Below are 18,048 nucleotides of genomic sequence, written 5' to 3'. Positions count from 1 at the left end.
GGACCGCAGCCGCCCTACGCCGATGCGGTACGGACGGCCTCCGGCCGCTCCCGGCGTCCTCCCCCGGACCGGCGGCCGGGAGATGCCCCCACGCGCAGCCGCTGGCTGATCACCTGTGAGATGCCGTCGCCCTTCATGGTCACGCCGTAGAGGGCGTCCGCGGACTCCATGGTCAGCTTCTGGTGGGTGATCACGATCAGCTGGGAGCTCTCCCGCAGCTCCTCCATGATCCCGACCAGCCGGCGCAGGTTGGTCTCGTCGAGCGCCGCCTCCACCTCGTCCATCACGTAGAACGGGCTGGGCCTGGCCTTGAAGATCGCCACCAGCAGTGCCACCGCGGTCAGCGAGCGCTCGCCGCCGGACAGCAGCGACAGCCGCTTGACCTTCTTGCCCGGTGGGCGGGCCTCCACCTCGACGCCGGTGGTGAGCATGTGGTCGGGGTCGGTCAGCACCAGCCGCCCCTCGCCGCCGGGGAACAGCCGGGCGAAGACGCCCTCGAACTGGGCGGCGGTGTCGTGGTAGGCCGAGGCGAACAGCTGCTCGACCCGCTCGTCCACCTCCCGGACGATGTCCAGCAGGTCGCGCCGGCTGCGCTTGAGGTCGTCCAGTTGCTCCCCGAGGAACTGGTGGCGCTCCTCCAGCGCCGCGAACTCCTCCAGCGCCAGCGGGTTGACCTTGCCCAGTTGCTGGTACGCCTTCTCGGCCGCCCTGAGCCGCTTCTCCTGCTCGGCCCGGTCGTACGGGCGCGGCTCCCCCGGTTCCCCTCCCTCTTCCGGGGTCGACGGCGGGACGGGCTGGTCCGGCCCGTAGGCGGCGAGCAGTTCGCCGCCGTCGATGCCGAACTCCTCCAGCGCCCGGGCCTCCAACTGCTCGATCCGCAGCCGCTTCTCGGCCCGCAACACCTCGTCCCGGTGGCCGGCGTCGACCAGTTTGTCCAGTTCCTCCTTGAGGCCGCGGCCGTGCTCGCGGTGCGCCCGCAGTTCGGTCTCGCGTTCGACGCGCGCCTGCTCGACCGCCGCCCGCCCGGCGTCCGCGCGGGACAGCGACACCTCCAGGCAGGCCAGCAGCTGCCGGGCGCCCGCCGCGACGGCGTTCGCCACCCCGGCGTCGTGCTCGGCGCGTCGGCGGCGCTCGGCGGCCCGGGCGCGCGCCTCGCGCTCGGCGCGGGCGGCCCGGTCCAGCTGGTCCGCCCGGCCGGCGAGCGCGCGGACCCGCTCCTCGTGGGTGCGCACCGCGAGCCTGGCCTCCAGCTCGGCCTGCCGGGAGCCGGTGGCGGCCTCGGCCAGCCGCTGCTGCTCGGCGGTGTCCGGCTCGTCCTCCCCGGCGTCCTGCGAGTCCTCGGCCGCGGCCAGGCGTTCGGCCAACTCCTCTGCGGTGGCGAGGAGTTCCGCCAGGCCCTGGTCGGCCCGCGCGGCGGCGGCGGACAGCCGCTCGGCCTCGCCGGCGGCGGCCCTGGCCTGCCCGCCGAGGCGGCCGAGCGCGCCCGCGACCTGGGCGCGCTCCTTCTCCTGCTGCCGCCGCTGCTCGGCGAGTTGCTCCACGAAGGCGGCCGACTCCCGTCGCTGTTCGGCGAGTTCGGCCAGGTGTACGGCCGACTCGGCGCAACGGATGGTGAGTTCGGCGATCTCCCGGGCGGCCTCCTCGACCGCCGCCCGGATCTCCAGCAGGCTCGGCACACCGTCGGATCCGCCCTGCGCGAAGTCGGCGCCGAGCCGGTCCCCGGCGGCGGTGACGGCGGTCAGCCCGGGCTGGTCGGCGACCAGCCGCAGCGCCTCGTCGAGGGTGTCAACGACCGCCACCCGGGCCAGCAGGCCCCGCGCGGCGCCGACCAACCCGGCCGGCCCGTCGACGAGTTCGGCGGCCCAGCGGGCTCCGTCCGGCAACTCCCCGACGCCGGCGAGCGGTTCGCCGGCACCCGCGATCGGCAGCGCGGCCCGGCCGGCACCCTCGATCAGCAGCGCGGCCCGGCCGGCGTCCTCGGCGCGCAGCAGCCGCAGCGCCTCGGCGGCGGTGCCGGGCGAGTCGACGGCGACCGCGTCGGCGGCCGCGCCGAGCGCCGCCGCCACCGGCACCTCGTACCCGGGGGCGATCCGCAGCAGCGCGGCCGCGGGGCCGCGCAGTCCGCTCAGCCGCTCCCCCGCGTCGAGCAGGGCGCCGGTGCCGTCCTTGCGGCGCAGTCCGAGGGAGAGCGCCTCGTGCCGCGCGGTGAGTCCGGCCCGTTCGCGCTCGGCGGCGCCGGCCGTCTCCCGGGCGGCGGCGAGGTCGCGTTCGACGGCGGCGAGCCGCTCCCGGGCTTCCTGGTGGGCGGCCTCGGTCTGCTCGTCGTCCCCGGTGGGGCCGCCGACCTGCCGCTGGAGCTCCTCGTACTCGGCCTGGGCGGCCTCGGCCCGCAGCAGCGCCTCGCCGCCGGCCTCGGTCAGCCGGCCGATCTCCGCTTCGGCGGAGGCCGCCTTGGAGCGGGCGGCGGCGGCCTGCCCCTGCAACCGGGCCAGGCCCTCCCGGCGGTCCGCGATGGCCCGGGCGGTGTCCCGCAGGCGACGCTCCTCGGTGGCCAGCCCGCGCTCCAGTTCGCTCCTGCGTTCGACCGCCTCGGCCAGCGCGTACTGCGCCTCCTCCAGCGCCTCGGCCAGCGCGGCCTCGTCCTCGCGGACCCGCGCGGCCTCCCGTTCCAGTTCCTCGGGATCGCGGCCGCGCCGCTCCTCGGCCTGCCCGCCCGCGGCGGCGTGCCGGGCGCGGGCCTCGGCCAACCCGATGGTGCCGCGGGTGCGCTCGGCGAGGGCGGAGAGCCGGTACCAGGTCTGCCGGGCGGCCTCCAGGCTCGGGCCGAGTTGCTGGACCTGCGCCTCCAGCACGGCCTCGCGCTGGACGACACCGGCCAGTTCCTGCTCGACGGTGGTGCGGCGCAGCCGCAGTGCCAGCTCGTCGGCGATCTCGGCCTCGACGGCCTGCCGGAGGGCCAGCAGGTCGTCGGCGAGCAGCCGCAGCCGGGCGTCGCGCAGGTCGGCCTGGATGCCGGCGGCGCGGCGGGCGATCCTGGCCTGCCGGCCGAGCGGTCCGAGCTGGCGGCGCAGTTCTGCCACCAGGTCCTGGACGCGGTTGAGGTTGACCTGCATCGCGTCCAGCTTCCGCAGCGCCTTCTCCTTGCGCTTGCGGTGTTTGAGGACGCCGGCCGCCTCCTCGATGAAGGCGCGGCGGCCCATCGGGTCGGCGTGCAGGACGGAGTCCAGCTGGCCCTGGCCGACGATGACGTGCATCTCGCGGCCGATGCCGGAGTCGGAGAGGAGCTCCTGGATGTCCAGCAGGCGGCAGGTCTCGCCGTTGAGCGCGTACTCGCTGCCGCCGTTGCGGAACATGGTCCGGGTGATGGTCACCTCGGAGTAGTCGATCGGCAGGGCGCCGTCGGTGTTGTCGATGGTGAGGCTGACCTCGGCCCGGCCGAGCGGGGCGCGCCCGCTGGTCCCGGCGAAGATGACGTCCTCCATCTTGCCGCCGCGCAGCGATTTGGCGCCCTGCTCCCCCATCACCCAGGACAGCGCGTCGACGACGTTCGACTTGCCGGAGCCGTTCGGGCCGACCACGCAGGTGATGCCGGGCTCGAAGCGCAGGGTGGTGCTGGAGGCGAAGGACTTGAACCCGCGCAGCGTCAGACTCTTCAGGTGCACGCGGCCGGTCTCCTCGTCGCTCGCCAGGGCCCGGGGCCTGTCGTCAACGGCGACTGTATCCCCGGCGGGCCGTGCGTCCCGGGCCCGGACACGACGAAGGGACGCCACAACCGGGCGTCCCTTGCAAGCTGCGTCCCTTTCGGAGCGGCTCAGTGCACAGCGGCGTCGATCTGCGAGGACCGGGCGGGACTCAGGTGAGAGCCGGCTCCCGCTGATCCAGATCGATGCTGTTGAGCAGCGAGTGCCCGTCAGCGACAGCGGCGAGCGCGTCGTTCTCGGCCTGCATCCGAAGGAGCTCGGATTCAAGGTCCTGGACGCGCTGCTGAAGCCGTCGCATCTCGGAGAGCATTCGCGGGTCGGGGCCGCCGACGTACCCGAGAAGCGCCTTTGCCATGATGAATGGTCCTCCACGCTGAGTGACCGAACCGGAACGGTACAGGTCTAGGGGGAAGGGGGACGCACGCGCGGCGCGTCACCGGTAGTGCTGGCTGGGCACTTACGGCACAACCATCGTGAGCTGGGCTCACGATGGCAGACGCCTGCCGGGAAAACGCGGTCGTGTGCGCGGGTTTCCAGCGTCTCACCAAAGACGGAAAGGGTCAACACGATCACCGCACGCTACCGCGACCCTGTCACCTGCCTGGCGGTGTCGTCACGCCTGGGGGCCTCGGGCCGGGTCCACCAGCTGCTCGTGGATCATCGTTCGATGCGGAGTCAACCACGAGTCTGCCCGAATGGCAACCGCATGACACCGGCAGTTGCGGATCAGTTCCGGCCCGCGCGGGTGTGGCCGGGCTCAGCGGATCTCGAAGCCCTCGTAGCCGGGGCCCACGGCCGTCCAGATCTCGGTGACGCCGCTGACCTCGCCCGGGGTTCCCGGGCCGCGCAGCAGGTCCAGCAGCAGTTCGCAGTCGGCGGCCAGTCCCTCGGCGACCACCTGCACTCGGCCGTCCCCGAGGTTGCTCGCGTAGCCGGTCAGGCCGGTCTCCAGCGCCCGTGCCCTGGTCCACCAGCGGAACCCGACCTGCTGGACCTTCCCCCGGACCCAGGCGGTCACCCGGACCGGTTCCTCACTGTGGGCGTCGCGACCGTGCATGCCCCGAGCCTAAGGCGTGTCCGGCGGTCACAGCTCCACGGGGCCGTCGACCACGCGGAGCGGCCCCGCCGGAGGAAGTCCGGCGGGGCCGCAGGGGTGTCGCGGTGGGGCTCAGCGGGTCACCAGTCGCCGCCGCCGAAGTCGCCGCCGCCACCGAAGTCCCCGCCACCGAAGCCGCCGCCGTCGCCGAAGCCACCGCTGAAGTCGGAGGAGTTGAAGTCGGCGCCGGTGAAGTCGCCGCCCTCGTGCTGGTCCTGGTAGCCCTGGTCCATCATCGGCGCCGCGGCGTAGGCCGGGCTGCTGATCATCGAGCCGAGCATGGTGCCGACCAGCAGGCCCGGCAGCAGGCCGCCGCCGAATCCGCCGAAGTAGCCGCCCGCCCAGGGGGCGTAGGCCGGGCCGGCGTTCCAGTACGGCTGCGGGCCGTGCTCGGTCTCGACGGTGCGGATGGCCGGGTCGAGGCCGGCGGCCAGCCGGTCCGCGTCGGACCGACAGACCGGGACGGTGCGGGCGGCGCCGTCGGCCGGGGCCCAGTCGACGTCCTTGACCGAGGGGCCGTGGCGCGGGTCGAAGAAGCACGGGGGACGGCGCTCGGGCACCGGGCGCTTCTCCCGCCGGGCGGCCAGGGTGGCCAGCGCGAACCGGCCGTCCTCCAGCGCCTCGGTGACCGGCTTGACGTCGTCCGGCCGCTTGGCCTCGTCCATCAGCCGCTTGGCCTTCTCGTACGAGTCCAGGGCGTGGGTGTAGTCGGTGCGCTGGGTGTCGTCGGCGTCGGTCGCGGCCGGGTTGAAGTCGAGCCGGTCCAGTTCCTCGCCGAAGGCGGTGATGTCCTCGTCGACCACCCGGCGCAGCTGCTCCAGCTCGGCCCGGGCCTGCTCCTCCTTGCGCGCCTTGGCGCGGCGGAAGAGGAGGAAGACGCCGGCGCCGGCCAGCGCGATCAGCACGACCGGGATGACCACCCAGGCGATCGAGGTGCTGTGGTTCACCCCGGTGCCCTTGGCCTGCGGGGCGGCGCTGTCGACGAACTCGTTCAGGGTGGCGTCGATGTCGCCGTTGTGGGAGCGGAAGGCGGCGCCGGCGATCCGCTCGGCGCTGCCCTTCGCCATCGCGCCGAGGTCGGCCCTGGCCGCGAACTGGTCACCGCGCCAGATCGCGTAGGCACCGTCGATGCCGACCTTGGTGCGCAGGTCGTTGAAGACGGTCCGCTCGCCGTAGGGGGCGCTGGCCGGGACGACCGCGACGAAGATCGGCTTGTCGGCCTTCTTGATCTTCTCGGTCAGGGCGTCGGCCTGGCTCTGGCTGAATCGGCTGGTCATCGCCGGGTCGACGTAGACCCGGCCCTGCTTCAGGGTGGAGGCCGCGTCGTCCAGCCCGCCCGCGGCCGAGGCCGTCGGTGCGAGCAGGAGCAGCAGCCCCAGCAGCGCCGCCACCAGGGCAAGCGGCCCGGCGCCCCGGGAACGTCGTGCAAGGGTTCTCATGCCCTCGACGCTACCCCGACGGGCGTCAAGGCACGGCATACCCTTCGCATACTGGTAGTGACAAGATTCCCCGCCGACCGCCGGGGCCGCGCCCCTCCTCGGGGATGATGTTTCCCCCACTCGCCCCTGATGCGGGCGGTGCGCGGGAACCGCGGCCGGCGCCCGGACGTACGTCCCGGCGGGCCCAGGGTGTTCCGGGCGGTGCGCCGACCGTACCGCGCGGACGGGCATAGTGGTCCCGGACCACTGGTCCCATTACCTGTTCTTGACCCATCTCCCGATCGGAGCACCCGGTGATCATCGGCCTCGTCACCGCCGTGGCGGCATCCGCCTGCTACGGCACCGGCTCAGTCCTCCAGGCCGTCGGATCCCGCCGCTCCGCGCGCGAGGAGGCCGCCAAGGGCGCCTCCGGCGCCACCACCGAGCACGGCGGGCCGAGCCTGTCCTCCACCGCGAAGGCTGCCGTCACCTGGGAGTTCATCGTCGGCACGGTGCTCGACCTGATCGGCTTCGGGCTGGGCGCGCTGGCCGCGCGGCTGCTGCCGCTGTTCCTCTCGCAGACCATCATCAGCGCCAACCTGGTGATCACCGCGGTGCTGAGCATCAAGCTGCTCGGCATCCGGCTCAAGCAGCTGGAGTGGGCCTCGATCGGCGTGCTCTGCTCGGCGCTGGTGCTGCTGGCCGTCTCGGCGGGCCCGGAGGGCGGCCACCACGCGTCGATGGCCTTCCACTGGGGCCTGCTGCTGGTCACCACCGTGCTGCTGGTCGGCGGCGGCCTGCTGGTGCGGCGGATGGGCTCCAAGGGCGCGATCGTCGCCGGTCTGCTCTCCGGCCTGGGCTTCGGCGCGCTGGGCGTCGGCGTGCGCATCCTGAACGGCATCGACCCGTTCGACCTCGCCAAGCTGCTCTCCGACCCGGCGCTGTACGCGATCCTGGTCGGCGGCATCGGCGGCATGTACGTGCACACCGTGGCGCTGCAGATCGGCTCGGTGAACGGCGCGACGGCAGCGCTGGTGGTCGGAGAGACGGTGCTGCCCGGCGCGATCGGCGTGCTCTGGCTCGGCGACTCCTCCAAGTCCGGCCTGGGCTGGCTCGGCGTGGTCGGCTTCCTGCTCGCGGTGGTGTCCGCGGTCGGGGTCGCCTACTTCGGCCAGGACACCCACGGCTCCCCCGGCGAGGCGGCGGCCGACCAGCCGGAACTCGCCAAGCACTGAGCTCCCCGGCCCCCGCTCCCTGCCCCTGCTGTCAGCCCCCGCTGCGGACCCGCGGCACCCGCTGGCAGCGGGGGCAGAAGTAGCTGGAGCGGTTCATCCAGGCGGCCCGCCGGATCGGGGTGCCGCAGCGGCGGCAGGGCTCGTGCTCGCGGCCGTACGCGTCGAGGTCGCGGGAGAAGTAGCCGCTCTCGCCGTTCACGTTGACGTACAGGCTGTCGAAGCTGGTGCCGCCGACGGCGAGCGCCGCCGTCATCACCTCGCGGGCGTTCGCCAGCAGTTCGGCGGCCTGCGGGCGGGTGAGCGTCGCGGTCGGGCGGTCGTAGTGCAGCCGGGAGCGCCAGAGCGCCTCGTCGGCGTAGATGTTGCCGACCCCGCTGATCAGCGTCTGGTCGAGCAGCGCCCGCTTCACGGTGGTGCGCTTGGCCCGCAGCGCGGCCGCGAAGGCGACGTCGTCGAAGCGCGGGTCGAGCGGGTCGCGGGCGATGTGCGCGATGGAGAGCGGCGTGCCCTCCGGGTCGCCGTCCTCGGCCTCCTCGACCGCGAGGCCGCCGAAGGTCCGCTGGTCGACGAAGCGCAGTTCGCGCCCGCCGTCGGCGAACCGCAGCCGCACCCGCAGGTGCGTCTCGTCGGGTACGGACGGGTCCTGGACGAGGAGTTGGCCGCTCATGCCGAGGTGGCCGATCAGCGAGAAGCCCGCGCCGGACCCCGCCAGCGGCACCCACAGGTACTTGCCGCGCCGCTGCGCGGTGCCGAGGGTGGTACCGGTCAGCCGGGCGGTGAAGTCGGCGGCGCCGGCGGGCTGGCGGCGCACCGCGCGCGGGTGCAGCACCTGGACGTCGGCGACGGTCCGCCCGGCGACCCAGTTCGCCAGACCGCGGCGGACGACCTCGACCTCGGGAAGTTCGGGCACGGGAACAGGCCTCCTGCGGAAGGGATCAGCAGGAGGAAGGCTACTGCTCCCTCACGCCCCGGCGGGCAGCCGGTCGGCGTACTTCTCCTTGATCGCCCGCCAGGCGCTCTCGGCGGCCTTCTGCTCGGCCTCCTTCTTCGAACGGCCGACGCCGCTGCCGAAGTCCTCGCCGGCCACCCGGGCCGCCGCGGTGAAGGTCTTCTCGTGGTCCGGACCGGACTCCATGACCACGTACTCGGGCACCCCGATGCCCACCGAGGCGGTGAGCTCCTGGAGGCTGGTCTTCCAGTCCAGGCCTGCGCCCAGCTGGGAGGACTCCTCGATCAGCGGGTCGAACAGCCGGTGGACGAACTCGGTGGCCGCGTCCAGACCCTGGTCCAGGTAGACGGCTCCGATCACGGCCTCGACCGTGTCGGCGAGGATCGACGACTTGTCGCGGCCGCCGGTGCCCTCCTCGCCCTTGCCGAGCCGGATGAACGTGCCGAGTTCCAGGCCCCGGCCGACGTCCGCGAGCGCGCGGGAGTTCACCACCGCGGCGCGCAGCTTGGCGAGCGTGCCCTCCGGCACGTCCGGGTGGACGCGGTAGAGGGTGTCGGTCACCACGAGGCCCAGCACCGAGTCGCCGAGGAACTCCAGGCGCTCGTTGGTGGGCAGGCCCCCGTTCTCGTACGCGTACGAGCGGTGGGTCAGGGCACGCACCAGAAGGGCGCGCTCGAGTGTGTACCCGAGGCGCCCTTCCAGGACGTCGTATTCGGTCGAAGCCGGCCCACCGGCCCTGCCACCGCCCAAAGAGGAACCCTTCGGGGCGGAGGACGCCTTGCGGGTGGAGTTACCGTCCGACATCGATCCGTGCACCCCGCCGATCAGACCGAGAGGACCTGGCGACGGTTGTACGTGCCGCAGCTCGGGCACGCGATGTGACCCAGCTTCGGCTCGTGGCAGCGGTCGCACGCCACGAGGGCCGGAACAACGGCCTTCCAGTTGGACCGACGGTGGCGCGTGTTGCTGCGCGACATCTTCCGCTTCGGAACAGCCACGGCTACTTCTCCTGGTTCTCGGCGAGACCCTCACGGGTGTCGCTGTTCTTGATCCCGTCACCCTCGTCGCCGGGGGCGGCGGAGAGTCCCTGCAGAGCCGCCCACCGGGGGTCGGCGGCGTCGTGGTGGTGCGTCGGGTCGTCGCTCAGGCGCGCTCCGCATTCGGAGCACAGGCCCAGGCAGTCTTCCTGGCACACCGGCTGCAGCGGCAGTGCGAGCACCACCGCGTCACGCAGCACCGGCTGGAGGTCGAAGAAGTCGCCCTCCAGACGGTAAGTATCTTCTTCCGAGTCCTCGTCGAGGTCCTCGGCCCCGGCGGTCCGGGCGCGGTGACGCTCGTCGGACTCCGGGTAGTAGTACAGCTCCTGGAAGTCGACGTCGAGGTCGTCCTCGACGGGCTCCAGGCACCGGGCGCACTCGCCCTCGACCTGGGCCTCGGCGGTGCCGGTGACCAGCACGCCCTCGACCACGGACTCCAGGCGGAGCTCCAGCCGGAGCTCGCTCTTCTCGGGGACGCCGATCACGTCGATGATCCCCAGGCCCGCGGGGGCCTCCAGGGTGCGGGACACCTTGCGCAGCGAGCCCGGGCGACGTCCCAGCTCGTGCGTGTCGAACACGAGGGGGTCGCGGTGGTCGAGGCGGTTCAAGGTGTCCTGACTTCCATGGGGAATCTTCGATCGCGGTGCCTCCGCACCAGCGGTGCGCGGGCAAGCCGACAGTCCGACACGAAAAGGCCGGAGTGGTCAGCCTACCGGAGTCTCCCGCCAGGCCCAACTTCGCTCCCGTCAGGAGCTCGCGCCGGGCCCGAGCGGAGCCGGCTCAGCGGCCGCCCAGCTCCCGGAGCCGGGTCATGTCGATCATGCTGGTGTCGAAGAAGCTGGTCTCGTCCAGGCCCGGCTGCTGCTGCTGTTGCTGTTGCTGTTGCGGCACGGCCGGCGGGGCGGCGGGCTGCTGCGGGTAGGTGTAGGCGTCGTACTGCTGCGCGCCGTAACCCGGCTGCTGCTGGTGCGGATAGCCGTAGTCCCCGTGCTGCTGCTGGGCCGCGTAGTCCGGCTGCTGCTGCGGGTAGCCGTCCGCGGCGCCCTGCTGCTGGTGCCCCCACTGGGCACCGTATGGGTCGCCCTGGCCGGCCGGGTCGTAGCCGCCGGCGTACACCTCGGCGTACTGCCCCTGCTGCTGCCCGCCCTGCTGCTGGGCGGCCGCGTACTGGTCGACGCCGGGGGCCTGCCAGCCCGCCGCGGCCGGGGTCTGCTCCGGCCAGGTCTGCTGCTGCGGGACGTCCTCGCGGTACCAGGCGATGTCGTCGCCGTTGGCGTCGCCGTCGGTGGCGAAGCCGGCGGCCACCGCCTCGGCCCGCTCCTTGGCCTGCTGCGCCTCGTCGGCGGCGGCCAGGTAGGCGCCCAGCTCGTCGATCGGCCGCTTGCCGAGCAGCTTGTCGCGGCCCTTGCCGACGGCCTCCAGGGTGGCGCTGAGGACGTTCTCCAGCGTGGCGAGCTTCACATCGACGTACTCGTCGACCTCGGGGCTGGGGGTGATCCGCTGCGGCTGGAACTCCTCGCCGTCCGTCTCGCCGTCGAAGTCGGTCTCGAAGACGCTGGAGTCACCGCGCAGCTTGGTCCGGCCGCGGCCGACGGCGCCGAGCGTCTTGGTCAGCACGACCTCGAAGTTGGCGAGCTTGCTGTCCACGTAGTCGTCGGCCTCGGCGCGCTTGGCCTCGACCTCGCCACGGGCCTCGGCGAGGATCCGGTCGGCCTCGGCCTGGGCCCGGCGGACCACCTCGGTGTCCGAGATCAGCGAGCCGCGCTCGGCGTGTGCACCCTGGATGATCCGGTCGGCCTCGGCCTGGGCCCCGGCCACCACCTGCTCGTGGTCGGCCATCATCGACTGGGCCTGGGCGAGTTCGGCGGGCAGCTCCGCCTTGAGGGCGTTGAGCAGGCCGACCAGCTCGGCCCGGTTCACCACGCAGGAGGCCGACATCGGCATCGAGCGGGCGTTCTCGACCGCCGCGACGATCTCGTCGACCTTGTTCTGCACGTCCACGGGGCTTCGTCTTTCCGTGTGCCGCCGACGGTCCGGCGGAGGCAGGCCCGACGCGGTGAACCTCACCGCAGGGGCAGGAATACAGACTGTACGGCCACCGCGCGGCGAGGTCACAACGCCCGAGCCGAACCGGTCGACCGGGCAACGGACAAGTCATGACGAACCGGCAGAAACGGACGGCCGCCCCGCAGCCACCGCCGCTCCCGCCTACTGCTGGGCCTTGCGCTCCGCGATCCGCTCGACCAGCCGCCGGTGCACCGTCTCCGGCAGCAGGTGGGAGACGTCCCCGCCGTACGAGGCGACCTCCTTGACCAGCGTCGAGGAGAGGAAGCTGTACGTCGGGGAGGTCGGCACGAACAGCGTCTCCACCCCGGACAGGCCGTGGTTCATCTGGGCCATCTGCAACTCGTAGTCGAAGTCGCTGACCGCGCGCAGGCCCTTGATGATCGCGGGGATCCCGCGCTCCCGGCAGAAGTCCACCAGCAGGCCGTGGTACGACTCGACCACCACGTTCCCGAAGTCCGCGGTGACCTCCTCGATCAGGCCGATCCGCTCCTCGACGCTGAACATGCCCTGCTTGTTGCGGTTGATCAGGACCGTGATGTGCACGACGTCGTACAGCTTCGAGGCCCGCCCGATGATGTCGAGATGACCGTTGGTGATCGGGTCGAACGAACCGGGACAGACGGCGCGGCGCATGGCGTGGGTGCTCCCTCGGGGGGTGACGGCTGCTGCGGGCCTCGGCCCGCTACTCGTGCTGGCTGGTCTCGGCGGCGGCGCGACCGTACCAGAGCGTGCCCTCGCCGTAGCGGCGCGAGCGCAGCACCTCGAAGCCCTCGGGCCAGCCGAACTCGCCGCCACGGGTGCTGCGCTCCACGGTGACGAGTGCGTCCTCCGCGAGCCAGCCCCCGGCCAGGAGTGTGATCAGCATCTCGCGCAGCTCGTCGTCCGTCACGGCGTACGGCGGATCGAGGAAGACCAGGTCGTACGGGGTCTGCGGGGGCGGGCCCGCGAGCACCTGCTCGGCCCTGGTGGCCTTCACCTCCACGCCGGGCAGGCCGATCGTGCGGACGTTCTCCCGGATCACCCGGGCCGCCTGGCCGTCCGCCTCGACCAGCAGGACGTGCTCGGCGCCGCGCGACAGCGCCTCCAGGCCGACCGCGCCCGATCCGCCGAACAGGTCGAGCATCCGGGCCCCGTGCAGGGTGCCGCGCAGCGCCTCCAGGGTGGAGAACATCGCCTCACGGGCCTTGTCGGAGGTCGGGCGGGTGCCCCGGCCTGGCGGTACGGCCAGCCGGCGGCCGCCGGCCAGCCCGGCGATCACGCGGGTCATGGTGGGGGAAGGTCCTTTCGTCGCTGCCCGACCACGCTATACGGGTCGAGGCCCCACCGACGGATCGGTGGGGCCTCGGGGTCACGGCTCAGCTCGCCCCGGAGACCGTCCCGGCCGGCCCCGGGGCGCCTTTCAGCTCGCCTCGGAGCCCGCCGGCGGGACCGGGGCGGCCGCGCCGAGCAGCGCCGGCGAGGCGTAGCGGGACCAGGACAGGCAGCCGTCGGGCGGGCAGAACTCGGGGCGGCGCGGGTCGTGCCCGAGCTCGCGCAGCTTGGTGCGGACGGAGTCGGGGGTGCGGCCGAAGCGGGCGGCGATCCGGGCGATGGTCTCGCCGTCGTGGAAGCGCCGGACCAGCTCCTCCTCGTGCTGCGGGACCCAGGGGGCGCCGTGGCCGGGGTACAGCTCGCGCAGCACATCACGGTCGGGGATGGGCTCGGAGACGTCGGCGACGATCGCCAGCGCCCGCAGCGCGCGGTTGAGCGCGATCCGCAGCGAGGCGACGTCCTCGACCGGCAGGCGGAGCTTGCCCGAGGCGAGCGGCTGGGCGGCCGCCCCCTCGCGCCAGCCGGTCAGGGTGAGGGTGACCTCGCGGTCGTCGTCGCTGGCGAGTTCGATCCGAAAGACCTTGTCGCCCAGCGGGAGCTCGTTGAGATGACGGAATGCCATGGCAGGACCCCCAAATGTCGTGCCAGGTACGCACCTTGGGGGTGCGCCCTGAACACCTTCATTCTCTCGCGGGGGTCTGACAATTCCGGGGCCGGCGGCGGCCGCTCAGCCCTTCTCCATGTAGGCCGCGCGGTCCTCGTCGAGCAGGCTCTCCAGCGCGGTGCGCAGCTCCGGGTGGGCGGCCAGCTCGCGGTCCTCGGCGACCAGCCGGGTGGCCTCCGTCCGGGCGGTGAGGATGACCTCCTCGTCCGCCAGCACCGAGAGCACCTTGAGCGAGGACTTCACCCCGGACTGCGCCTGGCCCAGCACGTCGCCCTCGCGGCGCTGTTCGAGGTCGATCCGGGACAGCTCGAAGCCGTCCAGGGTGCCGGCCACCGCGTCCAGCCGGGCCCGGGCGGCGCTGCCCGCGGGCATGTCGCTGACCAGCAGGCACAGGCCCGCGGCGCTGCCGCGGCCGACCCGGCCGCGCAGCTGGTGGAGCTGGGAGACGCCGAAGCGGTCGGCGTCCATGATGACCATCGCGGTCGAGTTGGGGACGTTGACGCCGACCTCGATGACGGTGGTGGCGACCAGCACGTCCACCTCGCCGGCCGTGAACCGGCGCATCACCTCGTCCTTGGCCTCCGGGGCCAGCCGGCCGTGCAGGATCTCCACCCGCAGGCCCTGCAACGGCCCCTCGACCAGCTTCCCGGCGGTCTCCACCACCGAGAGCGGGGGCCGCCGTTCGTCGCTCCCGGCACCGGCGTCGGCGACGTCCTCCAGGTCCTCCTCGGCCGCCTTCCGCTTCTTCTTCGACTCGGCGGCGGGCTCCTCGTCCCCGATCCGGGGGCAGACCACGTACGCCTGGTGGCCCTTGGCGACCTCCTCGCGCACGCGCTCCCAGGCCCGGGTGAGGAAGTTGGGCTTCTCCAGCGCGGGGACGACGTGGGTGGAGATCGGCGAGCGGCCGGCCGGCAGCTGGTCGAGGACGGAGGTCTCCAAGTCCCCGAAGACGGTCATCGCGACGGTGCGCGGGATCGGGGTGGCGGTCATCACCAGCAGGTGCGGCGGCTGTTCGCCCTTGGCGCGCAGGGCGTCCCGCTGTTCGACGCCGAAGCGGTGCTGCTCGTCGACCACGACCAGGCCGAGGTCCTGGAACTGGACCTTGTCCTCGATCAGCGCGTGGGTGCCGATGGCGATGCCCGCGTCGCCGCAGGCCATGTCGAGCAGCGCCTGGCGGCGGGCCGGGACGCCCATGGAGCCGGTCAGCAGCACCACCCGGGTGCCGAGGTCGGAGCCGCCGAGCATGCCGCCCTCCGCCAGGTCTCCCATCATCTCGACGATCGAGCGGTGGTGCTGCTGGGCCAGCACCTCGGTGGGCGCGAGCAGCACCGCCTGGCCGTCCGCGTCGACCACGGCGAGCATGGCGCGCAGCGCGACCAGGGTCTTGCCGGAGCCGACCTCGCCCTGGAGCAGCCGGTGCATCGGGTGCTCGCTCGCGAGGTCGGCGGCGATCTCGGCGGACACCTTCTGCTGGCCCTCGGTGAGGGTGAACGGCAGCCGGGCGTCGAAGGCGTCCAGCAGACCGCCCGCGCGGGCCCGGCGCGGGACGGCGGGCAGCGCGGACTCGGCGGCCCGGCGCTGGGCCAGGGCGACCTGGAGGACGAAGGCCTCGTCCCAGCGCAGCCGGCTCTGGGCGAGCTCGCGGTCGGCCTGGCCTCGTGGGCGGTGGATCAGCTCCAGCGCCTCGGGCAGCGGGATCAGCCCGTGCCGCTCGCGCAGTTCGGCGGGCAGTGGCTCGCCGACGTCGCCCAGGTGCTTGGTGAGGGCCGTCTCGATGCAGATCGACAGCTTCCAGCTGGGCATCTGCGCGCTGGCGCCGTAGACCGGGATGAGCCGGCCGGCGAACTGCCGGGCGGCGTCCGACCCGGCCTCCTCGTCGAGCAGCTGGTAGTCCGGCGAGACCAGCTGGCGGCTGCGGTTGAAGACGCCGACCTTGCCCGCGAACAGGCCCTGGGCGCCGGACTTGAGCTCCTTCTGCCGCCAGCCCTGGTTGAAGAAGACCAGCGAGAGCCGGCTGCGGCCGTCGGTGACGACGACCTCCAGCCGGTCGCCCTTGCGGCCGCGGAACGGGATCAGGGTGACCTTCTCGATCCGGGCCAGCACGGTGACGTGCTCGTCGATCTCCAGCTCGTCCAGGCTGGTGAGCTGGCCGCGTTCGACGTAGCGGCGCGGATAGTGGTGCAGCAGGTCCCCGACCGTGCGCAGCTTGAGGCTGTCGGCGAGCACCTTCGCGGTGCGGTCGCCGACGAGTTTGGTCAGTGGTTCATCGAGAGCGCCCATCAGGCCCCTGTCTACACCACGGGGCCGACATTCCGGGCCCCGCGGCGTGCCCTACTCCACCCCGATGAGCAGCGGCGCGGACTCCTGGCCGCCGTGGAAGACCACCGCGTCGACCTCGGGCCGCCGGTGCCGGGCGTGCGCCACCAGGCGGTCGGCGAGCGCCTCGTCGGCGCCCTCGCCGAGGACCAGGGTGACGAGTTCGCCGCCCGCGCCGAGCATCCGGTCCAGCACGCTCGCCCCGACCTCGGCCAGCCCGGTGCCGATCACCGCGACGTCGCCGTCGATCAGGCCGAGCACGTCCCCGGCCTGGCAGACCCCGGCCATCGTCCAGGACTCCCCCTCGGCCACGGCGAGTTCGGCGTACCGGGTGGCGCCGGCCGCGGAGGTCATGGCGACCACGTCCTCGTCGAAGCGGCGGCCGCCCTCGTGCACCGCGAGCGCCGCCAGGCCCTGCACCGGCGAGCGGGTCGGCAGCACGGCGATCCGCACGCCCTCCTCGCGCAGCTGGTCGGCGGCGGCCCCGGCCGCGGCGCGCAGTTCGGGGTCGTTGAGCAGCAGGACGACCTCGCGGGCGGCCGAGCGGCGTACGGCGGCGGCGAGTTCGGCACTGGCCGGCGGGCGGTCCGGGTCGGCGTGCAGGGCGACGGCGCCGGCCTGCTCGCACAGCTCGGCCAGCCCCCCGCCGGACACCACGCAGAGCACCGCGCGGGCCCGTTCCCGGCGTTCGCCGCGCTCGGCGGCGCTGCCGGCCCGGGCGGCGGCCTCGGCGAAGTGCGTGATCCGGATCTGGTGCGGCCGCCCGGCCTCGACCCCGGCCTCGACGGCGGCGCCCGCGTCGTCCACGTGGACGTGCACGTTCCACAGGCCGTCGCCGCCGCCGACCACCAGGGAGTCGCCGAGCGCTCCGAGCCGCTCGCGCAGCGCGGGCAGGGCCTCGTCGGGCGCGTCGAGCAGGTAGATCACCTCGAACGCGGGGTGGCCGGGGCCCGGCGGCCTCAGGTGCACCGCGCAGCTCTCGACCGCCCGGACGTCCCCGCGCAGTGCGACCGGGCCCATCGGCTGCTGCCCGGCGACGGCGTCGGCGAGCGCGCCGAGCACAGCGACCAGGCCGCGCCCGCCGGCGTCCACGACCCCGTTCTCGGCCAGCACGGCGAGCTGTTCGGGGGTATGCCGCAGCGCGTCCCGGGCGGCCCGGTAGGCGGTGTCGGCGACCTGCGCGAGTCCGCCCCCGGCCCGGACGGCCTCCCGGGCGGCAACCCGGGCGACGGTCAGCAGGGTTCCCTCGACGGGCTCCGCGACGGCCTGGTAGGCGGAGTCGGCGGCCCGTTGCAGGGCGGCCCGCAGCTGGTCGGCGCCGCCGCCCTCGGCGAGCGTCTCGGCGGTGCCGCGCAGCCACTGGGCGAGGATCACCCCGGAGTTGCCGCGGGCGCCGACCAGCGCGCCGCGGGCCATCGCCCGCGCGGTGTCGGCCAGACCGGGGGCCGGGTCGGCGGCGGGGTCTGCGAAGCGGCTCTCCACCTCGGCGGCGGCGGACTCGACGGTCAGGTAGAGATTGGTGCCGGTGTCGCCGTCCGGGACGGGATAGACGTTGAGCGCGTCGATCTCCTCGCGGGCCTGGCCGAGCGCACGCAGGGCGAGCTGGCACCAGGTGCGCACCGCCGGGGCGTCGAGCGTGTGCAGCACCAGGTCTCCTCCGGGTGGGACGCCGCGACGGCCTGCGGGGCAGCAGCACGGCCAAGGCCGCGGCGAGGGGTGATACCGGCAGGTTATCGGGGGCCGGGGAGGGTCGCCCGGACCGGCGACCGGAGCGATCACCCTGCCGGACATGGTAGTTTCGTTGAACCGGAACAGGCGTTGTATGCTCTTCCGGTTGCCTGGAACAATCCAGGCTCACCCCTCGGTCCGGTCAGGTTCACGCGAGTGCTCCGCTGGTCCAGCGGGGTTGTCGAACGTAAATGATCTGAAGTCTTGGAGTGACTCCTGTGGCTGCCAACTGCGACGTCTGCGGCAAGGGGCCGGGCTTCGGCAACAGCATCTCCCACTCGCACCGCCGTACCCCCCGTCGTTGGAACCCCAACATTCAGACGGTGCGCGCTGTGATTGGGCGGACGCCGAAGCGGCTCAACGTCTGCACCTCGTGCATCAAGGCCGGTAAGGTCTCGCGCTGACGCGCAGACCGGCATGCCGGTCCTCCAGTGAATCGCCGGGGGGGGACCGGTGTAGCGGGGGGCGGGGTTTTTGTGGGGGGGCGGGCGGCCCCCCCCCGCCCGCCCCGCGGGGGGCGCCCCCC

General features: G+C 73.5%; 16 protein-coding genes. 2 read left to right on the top strand and 14 right to left on the bottom strand.

The features are described 5' to 3' along the window. Positions 1-14 precede the first annotated feature (14 nt). From smc to ACFV6D_RS14325, 4 genes are all read right to left on the bottom strand, one after another. Complete coding sequence (gene smc / locus ACFV6D_RS14340) at positions 15-3,662, bottom strand: chromosome segregation protein SMC (RefSeq protein ID WP_380559861.1); 3,648 nt, start codon at positions 3,660-3,662, stop codon at positions 15-17. Between the two features lie 190 nt (positions 3,663-3,852). Beyond that, complete coding sequence (locus ACFV6D_RS14335; RefSeq protein WP_063347689.1) at positions 3,853-4,056, bottom strand: hypothetical protein; 204 nt, start codon at positions 4,054-4,056, stop codon at positions 3,853-3,855. A gap of 402 nt (positions 4,057-4,458) precedes the next feature. After that, entirely contained in the window at positions 4,459-4,758 is a 300-nt protein-coding gene (locus ACFV6D_RS14330; RefSeq protein WP_063347690.1) for an acylphosphatase, read from the bottom strand. A 119-nt stretch (positions 4,759-4,877) separates the two neighbouring features. After that, positions 4,878-6,236 (bottom strand): hypothetical protein, encoded by a 1,359-nt coding sequence (locus ACFV6D_RS14325; protein ID WP_380559859.1) that lies wholly within the window; start codon positions 6,234-6,236, stop codon positions 4,878-4,880. A gap of 293 nt (positions 6,237-6,529) precedes the next feature. Here ACFV6D_RS14325 and ACFV6D_RS14320 point away from each other — a divergent pair, with 293 nt between their 5' ends. Then, a complete protein-coding gene (locus ACFV6D_RS14320) occupies positions 6,530-7,450 on the top strand; it encodes a hypothetical protein (RefSeq protein WP_063347692.1) in 921 nt (306 codons plus the stop codon). A gap of 31 nt (positions 7,451-7,481) precedes the next feature. Here ACFV6D_RS14320 and mutM read toward each other — a convergent pair whose 3' ends face one another. The 10 genes from mutM to ACFV6D_RS14270 all read right to left on the bottom strand — a co-directional run bounded on the left by mutM (position 7,482) and on the right by ACFV6D_RS14270 (position 17,441). After that, the gene (gene mutM, locus ACFV6D_RS14315) at positions 7,482-8,360 is read right to left on the bottom strand and encodes a bifunctional DNA-formamidopyrimidine glycosylase/DNA-(apurinic or apyrimidinic site) lyase (protein ID WP_063347693.1); all 879 of its coding nucleotides are present in this window, start codon (positions 8,358-8,360) and stop codon (positions 7,482-7,484) included. A 51-nt stretch (positions 8,361-8,411) separates the two neighbouring features. Next, complete coding sequence (gene rnc, locus ACFV6D_RS14310) at positions 8,412-9,203, bottom strand: ribonuclease III (RefSeq protein ID WP_079135603.1); 792 nt, start codon at positions 9,201-9,203, stop codon at positions 8,412-8,414. Positions 9,204-9,223: 20 nt separating this feature from the next. Further along, complete coding sequence (gene rpmF, locus ACFV6D_RS14305; RefSeq protein WP_030056747.1) at positions 9,224-9,397, bottom strand: 50S ribosomal protein L32; 174 nt, start codon at positions 9,395-9,397, stop codon at positions 9,224-9,226. Positions 9,398-9,399: 2 nt separating this feature from the next. Further along, a complete protein-coding gene (locus ACFV6D_RS14300) occupies positions 9,400-10,044 on the bottom strand; it encodes a DUF177 domain-containing protein (protein WP_063347695.1) in 645 nt (214 codons plus the stop codon). Between the two features lie 172 nt (positions 10,045-10,216). Continuing rightward, a complete protein-coding gene (locus tag ACFV6D_RS14295; RefSeq protein ID WP_380559857.1) occupies positions 10,217-11,437 on the bottom strand; it encodes an ATP synthase F0 subunit B in 1,221 nt (406 codons plus the stop codon). Positions 11,438-11,644: 207 nt separating this feature from the next. Then, positions 11,645-12,136 (bottom strand): pantetheine-phosphate adenylyltransferase, encoded by a 492-nt coding sequence (gene coaD, locus ACFV6D_RS14290; protein ID WP_063347697.1) that lies wholly within the window; start codon positions 12,134-12,136, stop codon positions 11,645-11,647. Between the two features lie 49 nt (positions 12,137-12,185). Further along, entirely contained in the window at positions 12,186-12,770 is a 585-nt protein-coding gene (gene rsmD, locus ACFV6D_RS14285; protein WP_063347698.1) for a 16S rRNA (guanine(966)-N(2))-methyltransferase RsmD, read from the bottom strand. 132 nt (positions 12,771-12,902) lie between these two features. Next, positions 12,903-13,436 (bottom strand): hypothetical protein, encoded by a 534-nt coding sequence (locus ACFV6D_RS14280; protein WP_063347699.1) that lies wholly within the window; start codon positions 13,434-13,436, stop codon positions 12,903-12,905. Between the two features lie 105 nt (positions 13,437-13,541). Beyond that, positions 13,542-15,758 carry an ATP-dependent DNA helicase RecG gene (gene recG, locus ACFV6D_RS14275; RefSeq protein ID WP_380559855.1) on the bottom strand — a complete coding sequence of 739 codons (2,217 nt, stop codon included), beginning with the start codon at positions 15,756-15,758 and terminating at the stop codon, positions 13,542-13,544. Between the two features lie 51 nt (positions 15,759-15,809). Next, positions 15,810-17,441 carry a DAK2 domain-containing protein gene (locus tag ACFV6D_RS14270; RefSeq protein ID WP_380559853.1) on the bottom strand — a complete coding sequence of 544 codons (1,632 nt, stop codon included), beginning with the start codon at positions 17,439-17,441 and terminating at the stop codon, positions 15,810-15,812. Between the two features lie 299 nt (positions 17,442-17,740). Between ACFV6D_RS14270 and rpmB the strand changes: the two genes are divergently transcribed. Then, the gene (rpmB, locus tag ACFV6D_RS14265) at positions 17,741-17,926 is read left to right on the top strand and encodes a 50S ribosomal protein L28 (RefSeq protein WP_014138233.1); all 186 of its coding nucleotides are present in this window, start codon (positions 17,741-17,743) and stop codon (positions 17,924-17,926) included. The last annotated feature ends 122 nt before the right edge of the window (positions 17,927-18,048 follow it).

It is taken from the genome of Kitasatospora sp. NPDC059812, assembly GCF_042732075.1.
Classification (GTDB): Bacteria; Actinomycetota; Actinomycetes; order Streptomycetales; family Streptomycetaceae; genus Kitasatospora.
Note: the sequence above shows the minus strand (reverse complement) of the source record. Positions and strands in the feature narration are given on the sequence as shown.